This window comes from Streptomyces sp. NBC_01198, from assembly GCF_036010485.1.
Lineage (GTDB): Bacteria > Actinomycetota > Actinomycetes > Streptomycetales > Streptomycetaceae > Actinacidiphila.
This window is the reverse complement of the sequence record NZ_CP108568.1, coordinates 3,426,947-3,446,006: the sequence shown is the minus strand read 5'-3', so window position 1 is coordinate 3,446,006 and position 19,060 is coordinate 3,426,947. Positions and strand designations below refer to the sequence as shown.

The window sequence follows — 19,060 nt, the reverse complement described above, 5'->3', positions numbered from 1 at the left end:
TCCGGTCCTCATGCGGTCCTGTCGAGGTCCACGTTGAGGTCCAGGACGTTGACGTGCTTCTGGCCGAGGAAGCCCAGCGCCCGGCCGTGGGTGCGGTGGGCCACCAGCTTCCTGACGGCGGCCGGGGACAGGCCGCGGGCCCGGGCGACCCGGTCGACCTGCTCGTAGGCGTAGGCGGTGGAGATGTCGGGGTCGAGGCCGGAGCCTGAGGCGGTCAGGGCGTCGGGGGGTACGTCCTCGGGGTCGACGCCGTCGAAAGCGGCGACGTCCTTGCGGCGCTGCGCGACCGCCTGGATCAGGTCCGGGTTGTTCGGGCCGAGGTTGGAGGCGCCCGAGGCGAGCGGGTCGTAGGAACCCGCCGAGGGGCGCGGCTGGAAGTACCGCGGGTCGGGCCGCGGCGCCTCGCCGGCGTCGGCCGGGTTCTTCTTCGGCAGGTCGAAGTTCTGGCCGATCAGGCTGGAGCCGACGACCCGGCCGCCGTGGTGGACGAGCGAGCCGTTGGCCTGGTGGCCGAACGCGGCCTGCGCGATGCCGGTGACGGCCAGCGGGTAGAGCACGCCGGTGATCACGGACAGCACCAGCAGCATCCGCAGGGCGACCAGGTGGTTGCGGACCACGGAGGGAAGGGAGCCGGGCATGGGAGTTGTGCCTTCTGTCGTCGGTCAGCGCAGGCCGGGGATGAACTGGATGATCAGGTCGATGACTTTGATGCCGGCGAAGGGCAGCACCAGGCCGCCGAGGCCGTACACCCAGATGTTGCGGGTCAGCAGCGCGGAGGCTGAGGACGGCCGGTAGCGCACCCCGCGCAGCGCCAGCGGGATCAGCGCGATGATGATCAGCGCGTTGAAGATGATGGCCGAGGCGATCGCCGAGGTCGGGCTGTGCAGCTTCATGATGTTGAGCTGGTCCAGGCCGGGATAGGCCACCTTGAACATCGCCGGGATGATCGCGAAGTATTTGGCGACGTCGTTGGCGATGGAGAAGGTCGTCAGCGCGCCCCGGGTGATCAGCAGTTGCTTGCCGATCTCCACGATCTCGATCAGCTTGGTGGGGTTGGAGTCCAGGTCCACCATGTTCCCGGCCTCTTTCGCGGCCGAGGTGCCGGTGTTCATGGCGACGCCGACGTCGGCCTGGGCCAGCGCGGGCGCGTCGTTGGTGCCGTCGCCGGTCATCGCGACGAGCTTGCCGCCGGCCTGCTCCCGTCTGATCAGCGCCATCTTGTCCTCGGGGGTGGCCTCGGCGAGGAAGTCGTCCACGCCCGCCTCCTCCGCGATGGCCCTGGCGGTCATCGGGTTGTCGCCGGTGATCATCACCGTGCGGATGCCCATCCGGCGCAGCTCGTCGAAGCGTTCGCGCATCCCGGCCTTGACGACGTCCGTCAGGTTGATCACGCCGAGGACCGTGGCCGTCACCTCGCCGTCGCGGTGCACGACCTCGCCGACGACCAGCGGGGTGCCGCCGCCGGACGCGATGGCGTCGACCAGCGGGCCCGCCTCGTCGTTGGGGTGGCCGCCGTTGTCGCGGATCCAGTGCATGACCGCGGAGGCCGCGCCCTTACGGAGGCTGCGCCGGTCCCCGCCCTCGGTCAGGTCGCCGTCCTCGGAGAGGTCGACGCCGCTCATCCGGGTCTGCGCGGTGAAGGGCACGAACTCGGCCTGGCTGCCGAGCTCGCGGCCGCGCAGCCCGTACTGCTCCTTGGCCAGCACGACGATGGAGCGGCCTTCGGGAGTCTCGTCGGACAGCGACGACAGCTGGGCGGCGTCCGCGAGCGCTTCGACGCTGGTCCCGCCCACCGGCAGGAACTCGGCGGCCTCGCGGTTGCCGAGGGTGATGGTGCCGGTCTTGTCGAGCAGCAGGGTGTTGACGTCGCCGGCGGCCTCGACGGCGCGGCCGGACATGGCCAGCACGTTGCGCTGCACCAGCCGGTCCATGCCCGCGATGCCGATCGCGGACAGCAGCGCGCCGATCGTGGTCGGGATCAGCGCGACCACCAGCGAGACCAGGACGATGATGGACTGCTCGGCGCCCGCGAAGACCGCGAAGGGCTGCAAGGTGACGACGGCGAGCAGGAAGACGATCGTCAGCGAGGCCAGCAGGATGTTCAGTGCGATCTCGTTGGGCGTCTTCTGCCGTGCGGCGCCTTCGACCAGGGCGATCATCCGGTCGATGAAGGTCTCGCCGGGCTTGGAGGTGATCTTGACGACGATGCGGTCGGACAGCACCTTCGTGCCGCCGGTGACGGCGGAGCGGTCGCCGCCGGACTCGCGGATGACGGGGGCGGACTCGCCGGTGATCGCCGACTCGTCCACCGACGCGACCCCTTCGACGACGTCGCCGTCGCCCGGGATGGTCTGCCCCGCCTCGACCACCACGTGGTCGCCCAGCTTCAGCGCGGCGGCGCCCACTTCCTCCTCCTGGACGTCCCCGGCGCCCGGCCGCCATCCGGTCAGCCTGCGGGCGGCGGTCTCCGTCTTCGTACGCCGCAGCGTCTCGGCCTGCGCCTTGCCACGGCCCTCGGCCACCGCCTCGGCGAGGTTGGCGAAGACCACGGTCAGCCACAGCCACACGGTGATCACCCAGGCGAAGACGGTGGGGTCCTTGATCGCGAAAGCGGTGGTCAGCACGGCGCCGACCTCGACCACGAACATCACCGGGTTGCGGACCATCACCCGCGGGTCGAGCTTCCTGGCCGCGTCAGGGATGGACACCAGCAGCTGCTTCGGGTCGAGCAGCCCGCCGGAGACGCGGTGCGACGCCGGTTGCGGGTTCGGCCCGCCCCCGGGGGACGCCGGAGGTCCGCTGCTCGCCAGGGACATCAGTGCAGGCCTTCCGCGAGCGGACCCAGCGCGAGCGCGGGGAAATAGGTGAGGCCGACGACGATCACGATCACGCCGGTGAGCAGGCCGACGAACTGCGGCCGGTGCGTGGGCAGCGTCCCGGCGGTGACCGGGACCGGCTGCTGTCTCGCCAGCGAACCGGCCAGCGCCAGCACGAAGATCATCGGCAGGAAGCGGCCGAGCAACATGGCCAGACCCAGCGCCGTGTTCCACCAGTCCGAGGTCACTGTCAGGCCGGCGAAGGCGGAGCCGTTGTTGTTGGCGGCGGAGGTGAAGGCGTAGAGGACCTCGGAGAAGCCGTGCGGGCCGGTGTTGAGCATCGAGGCCCGCTCACCCTTCAGCGACATCGCCGTACCCGTGCCGATCAGCACCACCGCCGGGGTCGCCAGGATGTACAGCGAGGCGAACTTCATCTCCCGCGCACCGAGCTTCTTGCCCAGATACTCCGGGGTCCGCCCGACCATCAGACCGGCCACGAACACCGCGATGACCGCCAGGATCAAGATCCCGTACAGCCCGGAGCCCGTGCCGCCCGGCGCGATCTCGCCGAGCATCATGTTGAAGATCGTCATCCCGCCGCCACCTGGCGAGAACGAATCATGGAAGGAGTTCACCGCACCGGTCGAGGTCAGCGTCGTGGACGCCGCGAACAACGCCGAGGCCCAGATGCCGAACCGCTGCTCCTTGCCCTCCAGCATCCCGCCCGCACTGTGACCGGCCGTGCTGCTCACACTGTGCAGCTCGTTGACCGTGATCAGCGCCACCGACGCGGCCCAGATCAGGCCCATCACGGCCAGGATCGCGTAACCCTGCCGGTGGTCACCGACCATCTTCCCGAACGTACGCGGCAGCGAGAAGGAGATCACCAGCAGCAGGTAGATCTCCAGGATGTTGCTCGTCCCGTTCGGGTTCTCGAACGGGTGGGCGGAGTTCGCGTTGTAGAAGCCGCCGCCGTTGGTCCCCAGCTCCTTGATCGCCTCCTGCGAGGCGACCGGACCACCGGTCAGCGACTGCTTGTCACCGACCAGCGTGCTGATCTGCTGGATACCGTGGAAGTTCTGCACCGCCCCCAGCGCGACCAGCACGATCGCGAAGACGAACGCCATCGGCACCAGCAGCCGGAAGGTGATCCGCGTCAGATCGACCCAGAAGTTCCCCACCCGGTCCGTCCGCTTGCGGGTGAAGCCGCGGATCAGCGTCGCCACCACCGCGATACCCACCGCGGCCGAGACGAAGTTCTGCACCGCCAGACCGGCCATCTGCACCAGATGGCCCATCGTCGCCTCACCGCTGTACGACTGCCAGTTCGTGTTCGTCACGAACGACGCAGCGGTGTTGAACGCCGTGCCGGGAGCCACCGCCTTCATCCCGATGGACAGCAGGAAGTGGTTCTGCAGCCGCTGGAAGCCGTAGAGGAACAGCACCGACACCGCGGCGAAGGCGAGCACGCTGCGCAGATAGGCCGGCCACCGCTGGTCGACGTGCGGATTCACCCCGCCGAGCCGGTAGAAGATCTTCTCCACCGTCAGATGCCGCTCGGTGGTCAGGATCCGGGCGATGTAGTCGCCCAGCGGACGGTACGTCAGCGCCAGCGCGCCCACCAGGGCGAGGATCTGCAGCCAGCCCGCGAGCGTGTCGTTCACTAGAACTTCTCCGGGAAGATCAGCGCCAGCACGAGATAGACCAGCAGGCAGCCGGCCACGATCAGGCCCACGAGGTTGTCCGCGCTCACAGGCGCTCCGCCCCCTTGGCGATCAGGGTGATGACGGCGAAGACGGCGACGACGATCGCGAGGAAGGCGATATCTGGCATGCGCGGGTCACCCCGGGGATCGGTGAGGAGCAAAGCGGCGAGACGGGCGCCGGCACATTCCGGCGCGCCGACATCAAACCTGCCTCAGCGCTCCCGCCCATCGGCGTTAGCGCACCCCTGACGCCACCGAACGGCCTATTGATGTCATCTTGACGCGGCGGCCACGCCGGATCAGTGCCCGGCCGCCGCCGCGGGCTGTCGGTGGGACGCCGTGCTGCCCGCCGTGGGTGACGAGTGGTCGGGGTGCAGCGCGGCGGGCAGCGGCGGCAGGGAGGCGCACATCGACGTCGGGAAGGCCGGGGCCACGCGGTGGACGGCCCGGCAGCCGCCGGCCGCGCCGGAGGTGAGCGGGACCCAGCCGGCCGGTGCCGCACGGAAGAAGTAGCGGTCGCCCAGGCGGGAGGAGCAGGCGGCGTCGGCCGGGTCGTCGCAGGCGGGGCCGGTGCGCCAGGAGAAGTCCAGCACCAGCCAGGTGCCGTCGCAGTCCTCGGAGTCGCGCAGGGTGTGGGCCGGGGCGTCGGCGGCGATCAGTGCCTGGTCGTAGGAGGCGGGGGTGCAGCCGGTGGCGGGCGGGCGGCAGCCCAGCTTCCCGCACAGCCGCAGCGCGGGCGGCGCGGCGCCCTCGGCGGTGTAGGTCTGGTAGTTGTCGACGACCAGGTCCTGCCGGCCCAGCGGTTGCGGCAGCCGGACCCGCGTGGTCGCCGTGGCCTCCCCCGTACAGCCGGACGCGGTGTCCGCGGCGGGAGAGGAGAAGGTGACCTGGACCCGCACGATGTCGGTCATGGGGTCGGTGAGCACCGCCTTGAGCTTCCGCACGCACGGCTTCGAGCCGCTGGGCACCTGCACGTCGAGGATCAGGACCCGGCGGTCGTCGCTGACGCGGACCGCGGTGACGGCGGAGGGCTCCGCCGTGGTCCAGGCGATCGGCCCGGACGGCGTCGGCGACGACCCGTGTATCCGCACCCCGGGTCCCGCCACCTGCGAGCCGCACGCACCGAGCAGCAGCGCGGCGATCGCGCACAGCCCCGCCACCACGGCCGCCCGCCGCCTCCCCTGTGCCGGCAAAGCGCTCACCCCCCCGCGTCGCGCCGATGTTGTCCCGCCGGTCATGGTAGGACCGCGACCCCCGGCGGTCGCGGGAGGGTGCGCGGCCCGCGGTCACTCCTCGGCGCGCTCCGCCTCGGACGCGCTGCTGTGCCTGGCCCACAGCGGGAGGACCAGCCAGCACAGGGCGAACCAGAACACCATCCCGCCGGCCAGCCAGGCCGCGACGGTGTCGTGGACGGCCAGCCGGAGGACGAGGAGCAGCGAGCAGGCCATCGTGCACAGCAGCAGGAACAGGCCGAGCACGGTGATCCTGGACGCCCACACCACCGTCTCGGGCTTGAGGCGCCGGCCGGTCAGCAGCCGGTGCATTGCCACCGGGCCGACCAGGGCGCCGGTGGTCGCCGCGCCGACGACCACCGTGGCCACGTAGAGGTGCCGGTTGGTGGTGGACAGCTCGGTGAAGCGCTGCTGGAAGACCACGGTCAGCAGGAAGCCGAAGAGGATCTGCACTCCGGTCTGCGCGACCCGCAGCTCCTGGAGCAGGTCGCCCCAGCGGCGGTCCGCGCGTTCCTCGGCTGTCTCGTGCCTGCCCGGGTCGTCGATCCTGTCCGGCATGTGCCCTGCCATGCCGTCAGCGCCCGAGCGCCTTGCTCAGCTCGGCCTTGGTCATCGTGGAGCGGCCCTTGACGTTGCGCTGCTTGGCCTCGTTGTACAGCTGCGCCTTCGTGGGGCCGCCGGAGCCGGTGTGCGAGCGCTTGCCGCCGCGCCGCGAGGACGACATGTCCCGCAGCGAGGAGCGGCTGGCGGTACGGGACTCGCCCGCCCGGGCGCGCTCCTTGTTCACCGTGCGCGCGGCGATCTCCTCCGCGCGGCCCGCGGACTCGCCGCGCTGCTCGGCGCTGTCCTTGATGTGCTCGTACTGGCGTTCACGCTTGGCGCTCGACCCTCTGGGCACGACGCCCACCCCTTCCGTGACCTGATCCCCGTGCCGGGCCGCGGAGATCCTTCCTGTGCGGATACCCGGCTTCGCCGCGCAGGCACAGGGAAGCCGGGTTTTCCGTCCGGATGGTGTGCCGTACGGGCCCGTCCGGGCGCCGTCCCCTTCCCCGGCCCCGGTCCGCGTCAGCGTCGCGTCAGTGCCGGGACCGTGCGCGTCAAGCATGTGTCAGGGGCTCCGGGGCCGCCGCGCCCGCCGCAATAGCGTGGAACGAGGCACCCGCGGCCCGGCCCGCCGCGGGTGCTGTCGAGGCTCTGTACCTGGAGGAACACCATGGCTGTGCTTGATCACGACGAGGACCCCGAGCCCTCTCAACGCGTCCCGGCCGGACCGCTCTTCGTCCCCGTCCGGCCGGGGCCCGCGGGCTGTGCGGCGCGCTTCTTCCGCACCCCGCCAGGGACGCGTACGGCGGTCGGTTTCACCTCACGGGAGCGGCTGGCCGCCACCCTGGGGGCCGACCAGGAATGGATCAGGCTCTCCGAGCCCGCGCTGCGGGCTCTCGCCCGGCCGCTGGGCGTCGGCGTCCTCACCGTCGACCCGCGGTTCTCCGCGCCGGCCGCCCGCAGGCTCGCGCCGCCCGCAAAAATCGTCTTCGATCTTCTGATCGGCTGAGTGGAGGGGGTACCCCATGTCCGTCTCATCCCTGATACCCACCGTCCCGGTGCCGTTCCCCGGCGAGCCCGGGGGCCTGCCGGTGTGGCCCGCCTCCGCGCGGCCGGTGCGGGACGGCGACGTCACCGTCGCCGGGGTCTCCCTCGCCGAGGCCGCCGACCGGTTCGGCACCCCGCTGTACGTGCTGGACGAGGGCGAGGTGCGCGACCGCTGCCGCGCCTACCGCGCGGCCTTCCCCGACGCCGACGTGGTCTACGCGGCCAAGGCCTACCTGTGCCGTGCCGTCGCCCGCTGGGCGCAGGAGGAGGGCCTGGGCCTGGACGTCTGCTCCGCCGGGGAGCTGGGCCTGGCCGTCGCCATGGGATTCCCGGCCGACCGGATCGTGATGCACGGCAACGCCAAGAGCCCGGAGGACCTGGCCGCCGCCGTCCGGCTCGGCGTCGGGCGGATCGTTGTCGACGGCCTGGCGGAGATCGCCAGGCTGGCCTCGATCGTGCCGCGCACCGACCGGCAGCAGGTCATGGTGCGGGTGGTGCCCGGCATCTCGGCCGGCGGCCACGCGGCGATCCGCACCGGCACCGACGACCAGAAGTTCGGCCTGTCCCTCGCGGACGGCTCGGCGCAGCACGCCATCGACAGGATCGTCGGCCAGCCGCACCTGGAACTGGTGGGCCTGCACTGCCACATCGGCTCGCAGATCACCTCGGTCAGGCCCTATGCCGCCGCCGTGCGCCGGATGGTCGGGCTGATGGCGCACGTACGCGACCAGCACGGGCTGGTGCTGCCCCAGCTCGACATCGGCGGCGGGCACGCCATCGCCTACCGCCCCGGCGACAAGGAGCTCGACATCCGGGTGCTCGCCGACCGGCTCGGGGCCGAGCTGGCCGACGGCTGCGCCCACGCGCGGCTGCCGGTGCCCCGGCTCACCCTGGAACCCGGGCGCGCGGTCGTCGGGCCGGCGGGGGTGGCGGTCTACCGGGTGCTCTCGGTCAAGCGGACGCCGGGCCACACCTTCGTCGCGGTGGACGGCGGCATGGGCGACAACCCCAGGCCCGCGCTGTACGGGGTGCGCTACACCCCCCGGCTCATCGGCCGCCGCTCCGACGCGGATCCGGCCCCCGCCACGGTGGTGGGCAGGCACTGCGAGGCGGGCGACATCCTGGCCGACAAGGCGCTGCTGCCCGGCGACGTCCACCCCGGCGACCTGATCGCCGTACCCGCGGCCGGCGCCTACCAGCTGTCCATGGCGTCCAGCTACAACATGGTCGGCCGCCCGCCGGTGGTGGCGGTCAGGGACGGCGCCGCGCGGACGCTCGTACGCCGTGAGTCGCTGGAGGACATCAACCGCCGCGACATCGGCCTGTAGCCCCGGGGCCGCGGGCCCGCGCCGGGAGAGGCGCGGGCCCGCGAGGTCCTGCACGGCGATCACGCTGACGATCGAGGTCGCCTTGAGCATGCCGATCAGCAGGTTGCCCGAGGCCGGGACGATGGCCGGCATCGCCTGCGGCAGCACGATCCGGCGGAAGATCCGCTCGTCGCGCAGGCCGAGCGCCTTGGCGGCCTCCCGCTGGCCCGGATCGACGGACAGGATGCCGCCGCGGACGATCTCGCCGGCGAACGCGGCCACGTCCAGGTGAGTCCGACGTAGGCGGCGAGGATGCCGCTGAAGAGGTGCGCGGTCCTCACCGAGGCGAACTCCGGCCCGAAGGGCACCCCCAGCGACAACCGCGGGTAGAGCGAGGCCAGTTCGTACCAGAAGAGCAGCTGCACCAGGGGCGGGACCGAGCGCAGCAGCCAGACGTAGCCGAAGCTCAGGCCGCGCAGCACCGGGTTGCCGGACAGCCGCATCGCGGCGATCCCGATGCCGAGCAGGTAGCCGCTGGTCATCACGGCGGCGGTGAGCCAGAGCGTCAGGACCAGACCGTGCAGGATCGAGCCGTGCAGGAAGTAGTGGCCGACGACGCCCCACTGGAAGCGGTGGTTGGCCAGCAGGGTGTGCACCAGCATGGCGAACAGCACCAGCAGGACCGCCGCGGAGATCCACTGGCCGGGGCGGCGCAGCGGGACCAGCCGCGCGGCCAGCAGGTCCTGGTCCGCCGGCCGGCTGTCGAGGGGGCGCAGCGGTGCCCGGCCGGGCACGGTCCCGGCCGGAACGGGCGGGGGGTGGCCGGGCGCGGCGGTGGCAGGCCCGGGGATGTCGTGCTGGGTCATGGGGGTGTCCCGTCTCGTCGGGGAGCACGGCGGCGCGGAGCGGAACGGCACCCCGCAGGGGGGTGTCGTACGGTCGCCCGGAGCTATCGGGAGGAAGGCGCGAAGAGGCGGTGCCGCGCTCGGCCGGGCTGCGCGCCGGTCATCGGGCGCGCGTCAACTGCCGGGGTGGAGCGGGGAGTCGGGGCCGATCGGCGGGCCCGCGGGCGGTCAGCGGACCGCGGGCGTTTCCCGACACAGGACGCTGCTGACGCGGAGCAGATCGACGTGCCGCCGGGTGACCCGGGTACGGAACGAGCCATCGGGGTACGACGCGGTCTCGCGCTGCATCGCGTCCATGTCCGTCCCCTCGCCCTCTTCGCGTCGTGCTCGTCCGCCCTGGTTGCGGGACCTTTGCCTACAGCACGTTAACCGGAGGGCAGCGGTCAGACAATCCCCCGATGGCCGGAACGGTGCGGGAGGCGACGGGGGTCACTCCTGGCCGGGAGGGATTGTGTTCGGCGGCGCGCCGGAGTTACCGTGCTTGCAGGTCATGAGTGTCAGCAACCAAGGCCCTGGCCGGCTGACCGGCAACCCTCCGTCGCGGCGGGGTGCTCCAGGTGAGGACCCGGCGGAGCCGACGACGGCTCGGCAAGTGCGCACTCGAAAAGGCGTTGGCCGATCGGGACCGGGAGGTGACGCGGTGCAGGACACCACTGGGCGGTCGCTGCCCTTCCTCGGCCGCTTCTCCCGCCGCCACATCGATCTCCTGCGCGTCGCCGGCGCGCTGTGTCCGGGCACGCCGACGGCCGTGCCGGGGCCTGACCACCGGCCCGCCGCGCTGCCGCGCACGGCCGGCTAGCGCCGCTCCACCCCCCGTCCCCACCTCCCTCCCTCCTCGCTGAACGCCCCGGGCCCGCCCGTCGCGGGCCCCGTTCGGCATGCCTGCGCCCGGTGGCCGCCGCCTGAGCGCCCCGCGCGAGACCCAGGAAGGGCACATCCCGCATGAGCAAGCCCGTCCAGCAGACCCAGCAAGCCGCGCACCTCCCCGGCGTCGGCGGCACCCCTACGGAGGCGGCGTCGTGAAGTTCCTGACGATCACCCTGATCGTGCACAGCCCGCACCCGGTCACCGGGGAGGTGAAGTCCACCCAGGACCGCTTCCGCGAGGTGATCGGCAACGCCGTGCTGGCCGAGGAGCTGGGCTTCGACGGCTTCGGCGTCGGGGAGCGCCACGAGCGGCCGTTCATCTCCTCGGCGCCGCCGGTGGTGCTCAGCCACCTCGCGGCGCTGACGTCCAGGATCCGGCTGTTCACCGCCGTCACCACGCTCAGCCTGCTCGACCCCGTACGCGCCTACGAGGACTACGCCACCCTCGACCACCTGTCCGGCGGGCGCCTTGAGCTGATCGTCGGCAAGGGCAACGGCTCGGCCCAGCGCGACCTCTTCCAGGTCACCACCGACGACCAGTGGGACCGCAACGCCGAGGGCTACGAGCTGTTCCGGCGGATCTGGCGGGAGCCGAAGGTCACCGCGCAGCCCCGGTTCCGCCCGGAGCTGCAGGACGCCGAGGTGTGGCCGCGCCCTTACCAGAACCCGGTCAGGGTCTGGCACGGCAGCGCCACCAGCCGGGAGTCGGTCGACCTGGCCGCCCGCTACGGCGACCCGCTGTTCTCCGCCAACGTCAGCAACCCCATCGAGCCCTACGCCGAACTCGTCCGCCACTACCGCGAGCGCTGGGAGCACTACGGCCACGACCCGGCGCTCGCCACCGTCGGCGCGGGCACCGCCGGTTACTACGCGGCCCGCACCTCGCAGCAGGCGCTGGCGGCCTACCGGCCGGTCTTCGAGGGCCAGCTGGCCTTCCAGAAGCAGCTCGGCGTCGAACCGGTCTTCGCCACGCTTGAGGACTTCGTGGAGCGCAGCTCCGCGCTGGTCGGCAGCCCGCAGCAGGTGATCGAGAAGGTGCACCGCTACCACGAGCAGTTCGGGCACACCGTGCTGCACCTGCACGCCGACGCGGGCGGCCTGACCGAGGCCCAGCACCGCGAGGCACTGGAGCTCTTCCAGTCCGACATCGCACCCGTGCTGCGCAAGGAGATCCCCGACCCGCCGTGGGCCTGGGGACCGGTGGGCGTCGCCGCCGCCGGCCCGGCGGCACCCGCCCACGCCTGACGCCCCACGCCTGACGCCCACGGCTGACAAGGAGCACCGGCATGGCACACTCCCCGCTCGCGGTCCGACCGGGTGGGTACGTACGAGCTGCTCGACGAGGAATGGAAGCGACGATGACGACCCAGATCCTGCCCGACGGGCAGGCCCGCACGGACGAGCAGTCCCGTCCCGGGGAGCAGGAGCTGTCCCCGGTCCGGCTGCGGCGGGTCTTCGGCGCCTTCCCGACCGGGGTGACCGCGATCGCCGCGCTGGTGGACGGCGTACCGGTCGGCCTGACGGCCAACTCCTTCACCGCGGTCTCGCTCGACCCGCCGCTGCTGTCGGTCTGCGTGGCCCACACCTCGACCACCTGGCCGCTGCTCGCCGGCCGCGCCCGGCTCGGCGTGACGGTGCTGAGCGCCGAGCAGGAACGTGCCTGCACCCAGCTCGCCTCACGCAGCGACGACCGGTTCGCCGGCCTGGACTGGCGGGCCACCGAGGAGGGCGCGGTGCTGCTCGACGGCGCCGGCGCCTGGTTCGACACCAGCGTCGAGCAGCAGATCAGGGCCGGTGACCACGACATCGTCCTGCTGCGGATCCGGGCCCTGGACGCCGACCACGCGGTGCCGCCGCTGGTCTTCCACGGCAGCCGCTTCCGGCGGCTGGAGCAGCCCGCCGACGACACCGGGCACCGCACCGCCCCGCCCACCCCGCGCCCCACCGGAACCGAGGAGCCGTCATGACCGCACAAGCAGAAGAGACTGACCGCGCCGCCTTCGCCGAGGAGTGGCAGCGCTGGCACGAGCGCAAGGAGCAGGTGCTCGCGGGGCCTCACGGCTTCCTGGCGATCACCGGCCTGCACTGGCTCGACGCCACCCCGACCCGTCTCCCCGACGCCCCCGGGGCCTGGTCGAGCACCGCAGAGGGCGTGGTGGTCGAGCTGCGGGACGACGAGGAGCTGGTCCTCGACGGGCAGGTGCTGCGCGGGCGGCACGACTTCGGCGTCGTCGAGGAGCGGGCGAGCCTCTTCCCCGCCGCCGGCGACGCGGTGATCGAGGTCGCCAAGCGCGGAGGCCACGACATCCTGCGCCCCCGGCACCCGGAGAACGCGCTGCGGCTGGCCTTCACCGGCACCCCCGCCTACGAACCGGACCCGCGGTGGGCGCGAACCGGCCGCTACCTGCCCTTCGACGTGCCCCGGCCGACGACGGTGGGCGCCGCCGTCGAGGGCCTGCAGCACGTCTACGACGCCCCCGGCCAGGTCGAGTTCGAGCTGGACGGCACGACCCACCGGCTGACCGCGTTCAACGGCCACGCCCCGGGCAGCCTGCTGGTGCTGCTCACCGACGCCACCTCAGGGGTGACCACCTACGCGGCCAACCGGGCGCTGTCCATCGACCCGCCCGGCGCGGACGGCACCGTGCTGGTCGACTTCAACCGGGCCGCCAACCTGCCCTGCGCCTACACCGAGCTGGCCACCTGCCCGCTGCCGCCGGCCGAGAACCGGCTGGCGGTGGCGATCGAGGCCGGCGAGAAGATCCCGGCGGCGCCGGTGCGTACGACCAGGTCCGTCCCCGCCGGGGACGCCGGGCCGGTCCCGTCGGAGCAGACCCCGGGCCCTCTCCGGCCCTGAGCCGCGGCCCCGCAGAACGGCCCGGCCGGCCGCGCGTGACGCGCGGGCGGCCGGGCCTTCGCATGCCCGCCGGAACCCGCGGTCCCCGGGAAACGGTGCGTCGCCCTCTTCCGAACGCGCGTAGACAGGTCCATCATGGGCGTGTTCCACCCTGCACAGCCGACACACCAGACGCACACGGCACAGCGGGAGGCCCGCCGAGGCCGCCCCGCAAGCGCGCTCCGCCAGGCGCGGTACGGAACCACCCGCACGGCACCGCACGTCAACGGCATCCGTACCGCACCGCACCCGCACGGCCGGCACCGCAACGGCGCGGACCACCCCGGCTCGACGCTTGCCCTGAGCGGGCATTCCTCCCGGCACCTCCGGGAACCGCCGCCGCGGACCCGGTCCGCGGCACCCCTGTGCCTTATTTGTCATGCGCAGGTCATTCGGCCTGCGTCCAACGCGAAGGGATTCGACATGGCCTGCGGATCGACCTCCCTGTGGGCGGGCGAAGCCACCTGGTTCTGCTGCGGCAACGCCTGGGGCTCCTGCGGCAGCGCCGGCACCGGCGCCTGCGGCACCTGCCAGTCCGGCAAGAACATGGCCGCCTGGCCCAACCTCTCGGCGGCCTGCTGGGACATCACCCGGCCCGACCTGTGCGGCGAGAGCATGCCGCGCCGCACCTGCGGCGCGGTGATGAACGTCCGCCACCAGTGCTCCGGCGCCACCGTCTGCGTGACGCTCGCCGACTGCGGGCCGCGGACGAAGAGCTTCTGCGGCGAGGCCGCCTGCTGCAACGGCGCCTGCCGCACCAACCGGGTCATCGACCTGACCCCCGCGGCCTTCACCGCGATCGGCAGCCTCAGCTCCGGCAAGCTGCCCGTCTACATCTACGAGTGAGCTCCCGCCCGGCCCATCCACCGGCACCACCGCACGCAGGAAGGACGACATGAGCCACAACCAGGAAACCGGGCGCCGCCTGGACCGGAGGCGCTTTCTGACCACCGCGGCCATCGGCGGGGCCACCATCGTGGGCGCGTCCGCACTCGGCGGGCTCGACGCCGAGGCCGCCTTCGCCGAGCCGACGACCTCGCTAGACGCCGCGATCCCCGCCGCCTTCGCCGAGGGGCGGATCGTCGCGGTCAACCGCAACGTGCTGGACGTCGCCGGCTCGCACGGCGAGCGGCATCTGATCCAGCTGACCAACGCCACCAGCATCTGGAAGCTGCGCACCACCACCGCCGAGGCCATCGAGGTCGGCGACGGCCTCTACGCCCGCGGCGCGGCGATGCCGGACGGGACGATCGCGGCGGACGCGGTGTGGGTCAACATCGTGAACGTCTACGTCACCATCCGCGGCATCGCCAAGGACCGCCTGCACCTCACCCACGGCGGCGACGAACTGGTCGGCCGGATCGTCCCCGACACCACCACCGCGTCCTACCTCGGCGGGGCGCTGACCGCGGACCTGTCCCGGACCAGGATCGGCCAGGAGGCACAGGTGCTCGGCGCCTGGCGGCCCTCGGACGGCTCCATCGACATCGCCCGCGTCTCGCTCGGGCACTGAAAGGGCGGTGCGATGATCCCGCTGGTCTCCAACCTTGCTCCACCGGTCTGCGCGCTGCTGCTCGCGCTGACCGGGGCGGCCAAGCTCTTCGGCCGGCAGACCGCCCGGCTGGCCGCGAACACCGTGCTGGTCCGGGTACTGAACGACGGCCGCCGCGCCACCCGGGCGCTGCGCGTGCTCGGCGCGCTCGAACTGGCCCTGGCCGCCGCCCTGGTGTCGTCGCCCGCGGCGCTGCTGCCGGGCATCGCCACGGCCCTGCTCGGCGCCGGTTTCACCGGCTACCTGGCCTACGCCAAGGCCACCGCCCCCGAGTCGTCCTGCGGGTGCGGCGCCCGCGCGGAGGGCCCGATCGGGCTGCGCTCCTTCACCAGGGCCGGGCTCGTGGTGGCCGGCGGCGCGGCGGCCGCGGGCGGGGACGCCGCCTGGTGGTCGGAGGTCTCCCGGCGGCCCGGCGGCTCCGCGCTGGTGCTGGCGGCGGCGGCCGTGCTGCTGGCCGGCCTGACCGCGGACCTGGACCGGGTGTGGCGGGTGCCGCTGGGCAAGGCCAGGATCAGGGTCTTCGGCAATCCGCTGCCGTCGGTGGCCGGTGAGCGGGTGCCGGTCGCCGCGACCGTGCAGCTGCTGGAGAACTCGCTGGCCTGGCAGACCGCGATGCCGGTGGTCCGCTCGGCGCTGCTCGACCACTGGGACGACGAGGGCTGGCGGGTGCTGAGATACGCGGGCAGCTACCGGGACGCGCGCGGCACCCACCCGGTCAGCGTGCTCTTCGCGCTCGACCTCACCCTGACCGTCGACACCGCGCCCAACCCGGCGGTGCGGGTCTCGATGATCGACGAGGAGACCGAGGAGGTGGTCCCCTCCGCCGTGCTCACCCCGGTGCCGCGGCGTACGGTCCTGCCGCTGGCCACCTGACGGCGAAGGCCCCCGGCCGGACCTGCATCCGGCCGGGGGCTGCGGCGCTGGTTCAGGTGCCGACGGCCTGCGGGAAGCGGAAGAGTCCTTCGGGGTCGACCCGCCGCTTGACCTCCACCAGCCGCGGGTAGTTGGCGCCGTAGTAGGCGGTGCGCCAGTCCGTCAGGTCGGGGTCGATGAAGTTCACGTAGGCCCCATCCGCCATGAAGGGCGCCAGCGACTCGCGCATCCCGGCCAGCCAGCGCAGATGCGCGGGAACCGCGTCCGGCCCGTCCCGGTAGGCCCACGAGGTGTCCATGCTGACCAGGTAGTTCGCGTGCCGGTGCGGGAAGGCGGTGTCGGCAGGGGCGACCTTGTTGACCGCGCCGCCCCAGCCGAAGAGGGCGAAGCCGCCGCCGTCGGGGTTGCTGCCGCCCGGCCAGCGGCCGAGTCTGGCCAGCACCTCGGCGACCGCCTCGGGCGGCAGCGGGTCCACCGCGAAGTTCGTGCGGGCCGCGAAGGCGCCCTCCGACGTCTCGTGCGCCAGGTAGTCCTTGGCCTCCCAGAAGGTGCGGTCGGCGATGTCCTCGCGCAGCGGCCTGGCCACCGCGAGCACCGGGTCGAGCAGGTCGCGCAGTTCGGCCGCGGTGCCCAGGTGCTGGCCGACCGCGGAGACGGTGACCCCCGACCCCGTGGTGGCCAGGCCCAGCCGGATCGAGCACTCCTCGGGCGCCTGCCGCATCACCTCCTGGAGCACCGCGAAGACCTTGGGCGCGTCGGCGCCGTCCCACAGCAGCAGGCAGGTGGCGGCGCCGCCGACCGGGAAGGCCTGGTAGGTGAAGGACACGTTGATGCCGAAGTTGCCGCCACCACCGCCGCGGCAGGCCCAGAACAGGTCGGCGTCGTGATCCGCGTCGCAGGTCAGCAGCTCGCCGTCGGCCGTCACCACGGTGGTGGAGACCAGCGCGTCCGCGGTGAGCCCGAACTTCCGCGAGGTGGCGGCGGAGCCGCCGCCGAGGGTGAGCCCGGCGATGCCCACCGAGGCGCCGTTGCCGAGCGCGAAGGCGATCCCCTCGGGTTCGATCGCCGCGTAGAGCGCGGCCATCGAGGCGCCGCCGGCGGCGGTGACCAGGCCGGTGGAGCCGTCCGCGGTCACCGCGCCGAGCCCCCGCAGGTTCACCACCAGGCCGGCGCCGGCCGAGAAGCCGGCGTAGGAGTGCCCGCCGCCGCGCGGCACGATCGGTACGCCGGTCTCCCGGGCCCACTCCACCGCCCGCCGCACGTCGGAGACGTCGGCCGCCGCGAGCACACCGGCCGGCACGGTCCGGGTGAAGCGCTTGTTGAACGGGGCGCTGGAGGAGTGGAAGTCCGCGTCGCCGGGCCGCAGCACGCGCCCCGTCACGACCTTCTCCAGCCGCCGCCAGTCCGCGTCGGAGGCGGACTTCGCCGGTGCCGCGCTCACGCCACCTCCTCGATGTAGGAGACGCCGGTGGCGGCGTGCGGGCCGTACCGCTCCCACGCCTCGTGCAGCCGCACCCGCCCGTCCTCGGTCAGCTCCGGGGTGTTGACGGTGCGCCCGCAGACCACCTCGCCCGAGGCGAAGACGATGGTGTAGCCCATCGAGAGCGTCCCGTCGGCGTCGCGGGTGCCCGCCGTCCAGCCGCGCCTGACGGCGCCGCCGGCCACCTCGCCCCAAACGAAGTCGTCCTGCTGGTGGTAGACCGCCTCGGTCGCGGTGTCGCCGTCCGGTGCGCGGAAGCGCCGCCCGTCGTAGTCGATCACGACGCCCGCCCCGCCACGGGGGCGGCCGCCGCCGCCTCCTGGTCGAGGAAGTCCGCCGACATCGCCGCGTCCCACCAGATCGCGTAGTAGGCGAAGTCCTCGTCGTGCTCGTTGACGACGCTGTGCTCCACGTCGGGCCGGATGTACGCCAGGTCGCCGGCCGCGACCTCCTGCCGCAGGGCGCCGGTGACGACGGTGCCGCGGCCGGACATGACGATGAAGATCTCGCGGTCGTGGTGCGCGTGCAGCTCCGAGACGTCCCCGGGGCGCAGCACGCACCAGGCGCCGCGGAACGGCGAGTCGACCCCGGGCCAGGGGTGCAGGAGCTTCAGGTCGAGCCCATGGGCCCTTTCGAGGTGGTCCGGCTCCATGGCGCGGATGGTCACGTCGGCGTGCTCGTGGTCGGTCAACGTCCCGCTCCGATCGGCGTCCTTCGACTGGGTGGCCGTGCGACAGCCTTCAGGCTAGAATCCGGCGGCTCCCGGTCGACAGGGGAAGTCTTCCCTTTCCGATGGGAATCTGCGGCGGGTAAGCAGAAATACGTACGCCAGGCGGGTTTCCCGGTGCACGGGACAGGATAAACGGCCTTCAGCCATGCCCGAGGCCCGCGTCTCTGGCTAATACAATCGCTTGTGCGCGATCGGCGACACCGAGCTTGCCGAAGATCGTGGAGACCCGATTGCTGATGGTCTTGGAGGCCAGTGCGAGTTCCCGGGCAATGGCGGTGTTGGACTTGCCTGCCGCGATGCGGTCCAGGACGTCCCGCTCCCTGTTGGTGAGCTGCGGGAACGGGTAGTAATACTGCCCGGTGGCCGGGCGGATGAGGACGCTGAGCCGGTCGGCTATCGATTTGTCCACGATGGCCTCGCCGGCCGCGACGGCCTGGATGCCGCGCAGGATCTGGTCCGCGCTGGCCCGCTTGATGAGGTAGCCGCGGGCGCCCGCGTGCAGCGCCGAGGTGATCGCCTTGTCGTCGTCCACCGAGCTGAAGACGAGGACGCCGGTGTCGGGGGTCATCCGCAGGACGCGGCTGATGACCTGCATACCTGTCGGCTCGTCCATCAGCGGGTCGACCACCAGGACGTCGGGCCGGCAGCGCGAGGTCTCGGCGAGCACCTCGTCGGTGGTGGCGGCCTCACCGACCACCGATATCCCGGTCGAGTGCTCCAGTACGGATCTGACGCCGTGCCGGATGGCGGGCTGCGCGTCGGCGAGCAGGACGGTGAGCGGAGCAGGAGCTCGTTGCGACGGCGGGGGTTCCCCCTCGGGCCGGTGGCCCGAATTGTCCGGTCGCGCGTCCGCATGGGACGGGAGTTGCCAATGTAATCTCTTGGTGTTTTCCTGCTGGCTCATTTGCCCCTCTAAAATGGATTTCCCCCAACGTGCTCTTCATGGCGGTTCAGGTCGAACGGTACCAGGATGAAGCAGGAAGTTGCCGACCGCAAGGGCCTCAGGGATCCTCCCTGATACGCCGTACGGCATGAATGACGCGGGACGTTCGGCGTATCAAGGGTGGCGGGGCCGAAGGAAGTCGGGAATTCAATCGTCTCCGGGTCG

General features: G+C 72.4%; 21 protein-coding genes, 2 pseudogenes and 1 riboswitch. Of the genes and pseudogenes, 9 read left to right on the top strand and 14 right to left on the bottom strand.

The window, feature by feature from the left end; all coding sequences use genetic code 11:
* Positions 1-8: 8 nt before the first annotated feature.
* From kdpC to OG702_RS15385, 7 genes are all read right to left on the bottom strand, one after another.
* Positions 9-638: a potassium-transporting ATPase subunit KdpC gene (gene kdpC / locus OG702_RS15415; protein WP_327289454.1), complete on the bottom strand. Its 630-nt coding sequence runs from the start codon at positions 636-638 to the stop codon at positions 9-11.
* Between the two features lie 24 nt (positions 639-662).
* Positions 663-2,816: a potassium-transporting ATPase subunit KdpB gene (gene kdpB, locus OG702_RS15410; protein WP_327289453.1), complete on the bottom strand. Its 2,154-nt coding sequence runs from the start codon at positions 2,814-2,816 to the stop codon at positions 663-665.
* Positions 2,816-4,480: a potassium-transporting ATPase subunit KdpA gene (gene kdpA / locus OG702_RS15405; RefSeq protein ID WP_327289452.1), complete on the bottom strand. Its 1,665-nt coding sequence runs from the start codon at positions 4,478-4,480 to the stop codon at positions 2,816-2,818. The genes kdpB and kdpA overlap by 1 nt, the downstream gene beginning before the upstream one ends.
* On the bottom strand, positions 4,480-4,569 hold the full coding sequence (gene kdpF, locus OG702_RS15400) for a K(+)-transporting ATPase subunit F (protein WP_327289451.1): 90 nt from the start codon (positions 4,567-4,569) through the stop codon (positions 4,480-4,482). The genes kdpA and kdpF overlap by 1 nt, the downstream gene beginning before the upstream one ends.
* Before the next feature lie 251 nt (positions 4,570-4,820).
* Complete coding sequence (locus OG702_RS15395; RefSeq protein ID WP_327289450.1) at positions 4,821-5,714, bottom strand: hypothetical protein; 894 nt, start codon at positions 5,712-5,714, stop codon at positions 4,821-4,823.
* Positions 5,715-5,807: 93 nt separating this feature from the next.
* On the bottom strand, positions 5,808-6,311 hold the full coding sequence (locus tag OG702_RS15390) for a DUF6328 family protein (RefSeq protein ID WP_327289449.1): 504 nt from the start codon (positions 6,309-6,311) through the stop codon (positions 5,808-5,810).
* 16 nt (positions 6,312-6,327) lie between these two features.
* Positions 6,328-6,651: a plasmid stabilization protein gene (locus tag OG702_RS15385; RefSeq protein ID WP_327289448.1), complete on the bottom strand. Its 324-nt coding sequence runs from the start codon at positions 6,649-6,651 to the stop codon at positions 6,328-6,330.
* A 315-nt stretch (positions 6,652-6,966) separates the two neighbouring features.
* On the opposite strand from OG702_RS15385, the gene OG702_RS15380 reads away from it, so the two are divergent.
* Both OG702_RS15380 and lysA read left to right on the top strand, forming a co-directional pair.
* Positions 6,967-7,305, top strand: coding sequence for an SAV_915 family protein (locus OG702_RS15380; RefSeq protein ID WP_327289447.1), 339 nt, complete (start codon positions 6,967-6,969; stop codon positions 7,303-7,305).
* Between the two features lie 16 nt (positions 7,306-7,321).
* Positions 7,322-8,671, top strand: coding sequence for a diaminopimelate decarboxylase (gene lysA, locus OG702_RS15375; RefSeq protein WP_327289446.1), 1,350 nt, complete (start codon positions 7,322-7,324; stop codon positions 8,669-8,671).
* A gap of 111 nt (positions 8,672-8,782) precedes the next feature.
* On the opposite strand, the pseudogene OG702_RS15370 reads toward lysA, so the two are convergent.
* From OG702_RS15370 to OG702_RS15360, 3 genes and pseudogenes are all read right to left on the bottom strand, one after another.
* Positions 8,783-8,932 (bottom strand): annotated as a pseudogene (locus OG702_RS15370) (ABC transporter permease subunit); the annotation flags it as partial.
* A gap of 179 nt (positions 8,933-9,111) precedes the next feature.
* A pseudogene (locus tag OG702_RS15365) lies at positions 9,112-9,192 on the bottom strand (hypothetical protein); the annotation flags it as partial.
* Positions 9,193-9,723: 531 nt separating this feature from the next.
* The gene (locus OG702_RS15360; RefSeq protein WP_327289445.1) at positions 9,724-9,852 is read right to left on the bottom strand and encodes a hypothetical protein; all 129 of its coding nucleotides are present in this window, start codon (positions 9,850-9,852) and stop codon (positions 9,724-9,726) included.
* Between the two features lie 189 nt (positions 9,853-10,041).
* Positions 10,042-10,156, top strand: a riboswitch (SAM riboswitch).
* 39 nt (positions 10,157-10,195) lie between these two features.
* Here OG702_RS15360 and OG702_RS15355 point away from each other — a divergent pair.
* The 7 genes from OG702_RS15355 (at position 10,196) to OG702_RS15325 (ending at position 15,742) form a co-directional block, all read left to right on the top strand.
* Entirely contained in the window at positions 10,196-10,354 is a 159-nt protein-coding gene (locus tag OG702_RS15355) for a putative leader peptide (RefSeq protein WP_327289444.1), read from the top strand.
* A gap of 220 nt (positions 10,355-10,574) precedes the next feature.
* Positions 10,575-11,666 (top strand): LLM class flavin-dependent oxidoreductase, encoded by a 1,092-nt coding sequence (locus OG702_RS15350; protein ID WP_327289443.1) that lies wholly within the window; start codon positions 10,575-10,577, stop codon positions 11,664-11,666.
* 113 nt (positions 11,667-11,779) lie between these two features.
* Positions 11,780-12,388, top strand: a complete 609-nt coding sequence (locus OG702_RS15345) for a flavin reductase family protein (protein WP_327289442.1) — start codon at positions 11,780-11,782, stop codon at positions 12,386-12,388.
* Positions 12,385-13,278, top strand: coding sequence for a DUF1684 domain-containing protein (locus OG702_RS15340; protein ID WP_327289441.1), 894 nt, complete (start codon positions 12,385-12,387; stop codon positions 13,276-13,278). Before OG702_RS15345 ends, OG702_RS15340 begins: the two co-directional genes overlap by 4 nt.
* A gap of 462 nt (positions 13,279-13,740) precedes the next feature.
* A complete protein-coding gene (locus OG702_RS15335) occupies positions 13,741-14,163 on the top strand; it encodes a hypothetical protein (RefSeq protein ID WP_327289440.1) in 423 nt (140 codons plus the stop codon).
* Positions 14,164-14,212: 49 nt separating this feature from the next.
* Positions 14,213-14,830 carry a twin-arginine translocation signal domain-containing protein gene (locus OG702_RS15330; protein ID WP_327289439.1) on the top strand — a complete coding sequence of 206 codons (618 nt, stop codon included), beginning with the start codon at positions 14,213-14,215 and terminating at the stop codon, positions 14,828-14,830.
* Between the two features lie 12 nt (positions 14,831-14,842).
* Positions 14,843-15,742, top strand: a complete 900-nt coding sequence (locus OG702_RS15325) for a MauE/DoxX family redox-associated membrane protein (protein WP_327289438.1) — start codon at positions 14,843-14,845, stop codon at positions 15,740-15,742.
* 52 nt (positions 15,743-15,794) lie between these two features.
* Here OG702_RS15325 and OG702_RS15320 read toward each other — a convergent pair whose 3' ends face one another.
* The 4 genes from OG702_RS15320 to OG702_RS15305 all read right to left on the bottom strand — a co-directional run bounded on the left by OG702_RS15320 (position 15,795) and on the right by OG702_RS15305 (position 18,856).
* Positions 15,795-17,183 (bottom strand): FAD-binding oxidoreductase, encoded by a 1,389-nt coding sequence (locus tag OG702_RS15320; protein WP_327289437.1) that lies wholly within the window; start codon positions 17,181-17,183, stop codon positions 15,795-15,797.
* Positions 17,180-17,503, bottom strand: a complete 324-nt coding sequence (locus OG702_RS15315; RefSeq protein ID WP_327289436.1) for a hypothetical protein — start codon at positions 17,501-17,503, stop codon at positions 17,180-17,182. Before OG702_RS15315 ends, OG702_RS15320 begins: the two co-directional genes overlap by 4 nt.
* Positions 17,500-17,913, bottom strand: a complete 414-nt coding sequence (locus OG702_RS15310) for a cupin domain-containing protein (protein WP_327289435.1) — start codon at positions 17,911-17,913, stop codon at positions 17,500-17,502. The genes OG702_RS15315 and OG702_RS15310 overlap by 4 nt, the downstream gene beginning before the upstream one ends.
* Before the next feature lie 178 nt (positions 17,914-18,091).
* Positions 18,092-18,856 carry a response regulator transcription factor gene (locus tag OG702_RS15305; RefSeq protein WP_327289434.1) on the bottom strand — a complete coding sequence of 255 codons (765 nt, stop codon included), beginning with the start codon at positions 18,854-18,856 and terminating at the stop codon, positions 18,092-18,094.
* Positions 18,857-19,060 lie beyond the last annotated feature (204 nt).

Excerpts from the sequence above, each read along its gene's own strand:
- kdpC (WP_327289454.1), bottom strand. The coding sequence starts at position 638 with ATGCCCGGCTCCCTTCCCTCCGTGGTCCGCAACCACCTGGTCGCCCTG.
- kdpB (WP_327289453.1), bottom strand. The coding sequence starts at position 2,816 with ATGTCCCTGGCGAGCAGCGGACCTCCGGCGTCCCCCGGGGGCGGGCCG.
- OG702_RS15390 (WP_327289449.1), bottom strand. The coding sequence starts at position 6,311 with ATGCCGGACAGGATCGACGACCCGGGCAGGCACGAGACAGCCGAGGAA.
- OG702_RS15380 (WP_327289447.1), top strand. The coding sequence starts at position 6,967 with ATGGCTGTGCTTGATCACGACGAGGACCCCGAGCCCTCTCAACGCGTC.
- lysA (WP_327289446.1), top strand. The coding sequence starts at position 7,322 with ATGTCCGTCTCATCCCTGATACCCACCGTCCCGGTGCCGTTCCCCGGC.
- OG702_RS15360 (WP_327289445.1), bottom strand. The coding sequence starts at position 9,852 with ATGGACGCGATGCAGCGCGAGACCGCGTCGTACCCCGATGGCTCGTTC.
- OG702_RS15345 (WP_327289442.1), top strand. The coding sequence starts at position 11,780 with ATGACGACCCAGATCCTGCCCGACGGGCAGGCCCGCACGGACGAGCAG.
- OG702_RS15340 (WP_327289441.1), top strand. The coding sequence starts at position 12,385 with ATGACCGCACAAGCAGAAGAGACTGACCGCGCCGCCTTCGCCGAGGAG.
- OG702_RS15335 (WP_327289440.1), top strand. The coding sequence starts at position 13,741 with ATGGCCTGCGGATCGACCTCCCTGTGGGCGGGCGAAGCCACCTGGTTC.
- OG702_RS15330 (WP_327289439.1), top strand. The coding sequence starts at position 14,213 with ATGAGCCACAACCAGGAAACCGGGCGCCGCCTGGACCGGAGGCGCTTT.
- OG702_RS15325 (WP_327289438.1), top strand. The coding sequence starts at position 14,843 with ATGATCCCGCTGGTCTCCAACCTTGCTCCACCGGTCTGCGCGCTGCTG.
- OG702_RS15305 (WP_327289434.1), bottom strand. The coding sequence starts at position 18,856 with ATGAGCCAGCAGGAAAACACCAAGAGATTACATTGGCAACTCCCGTCC.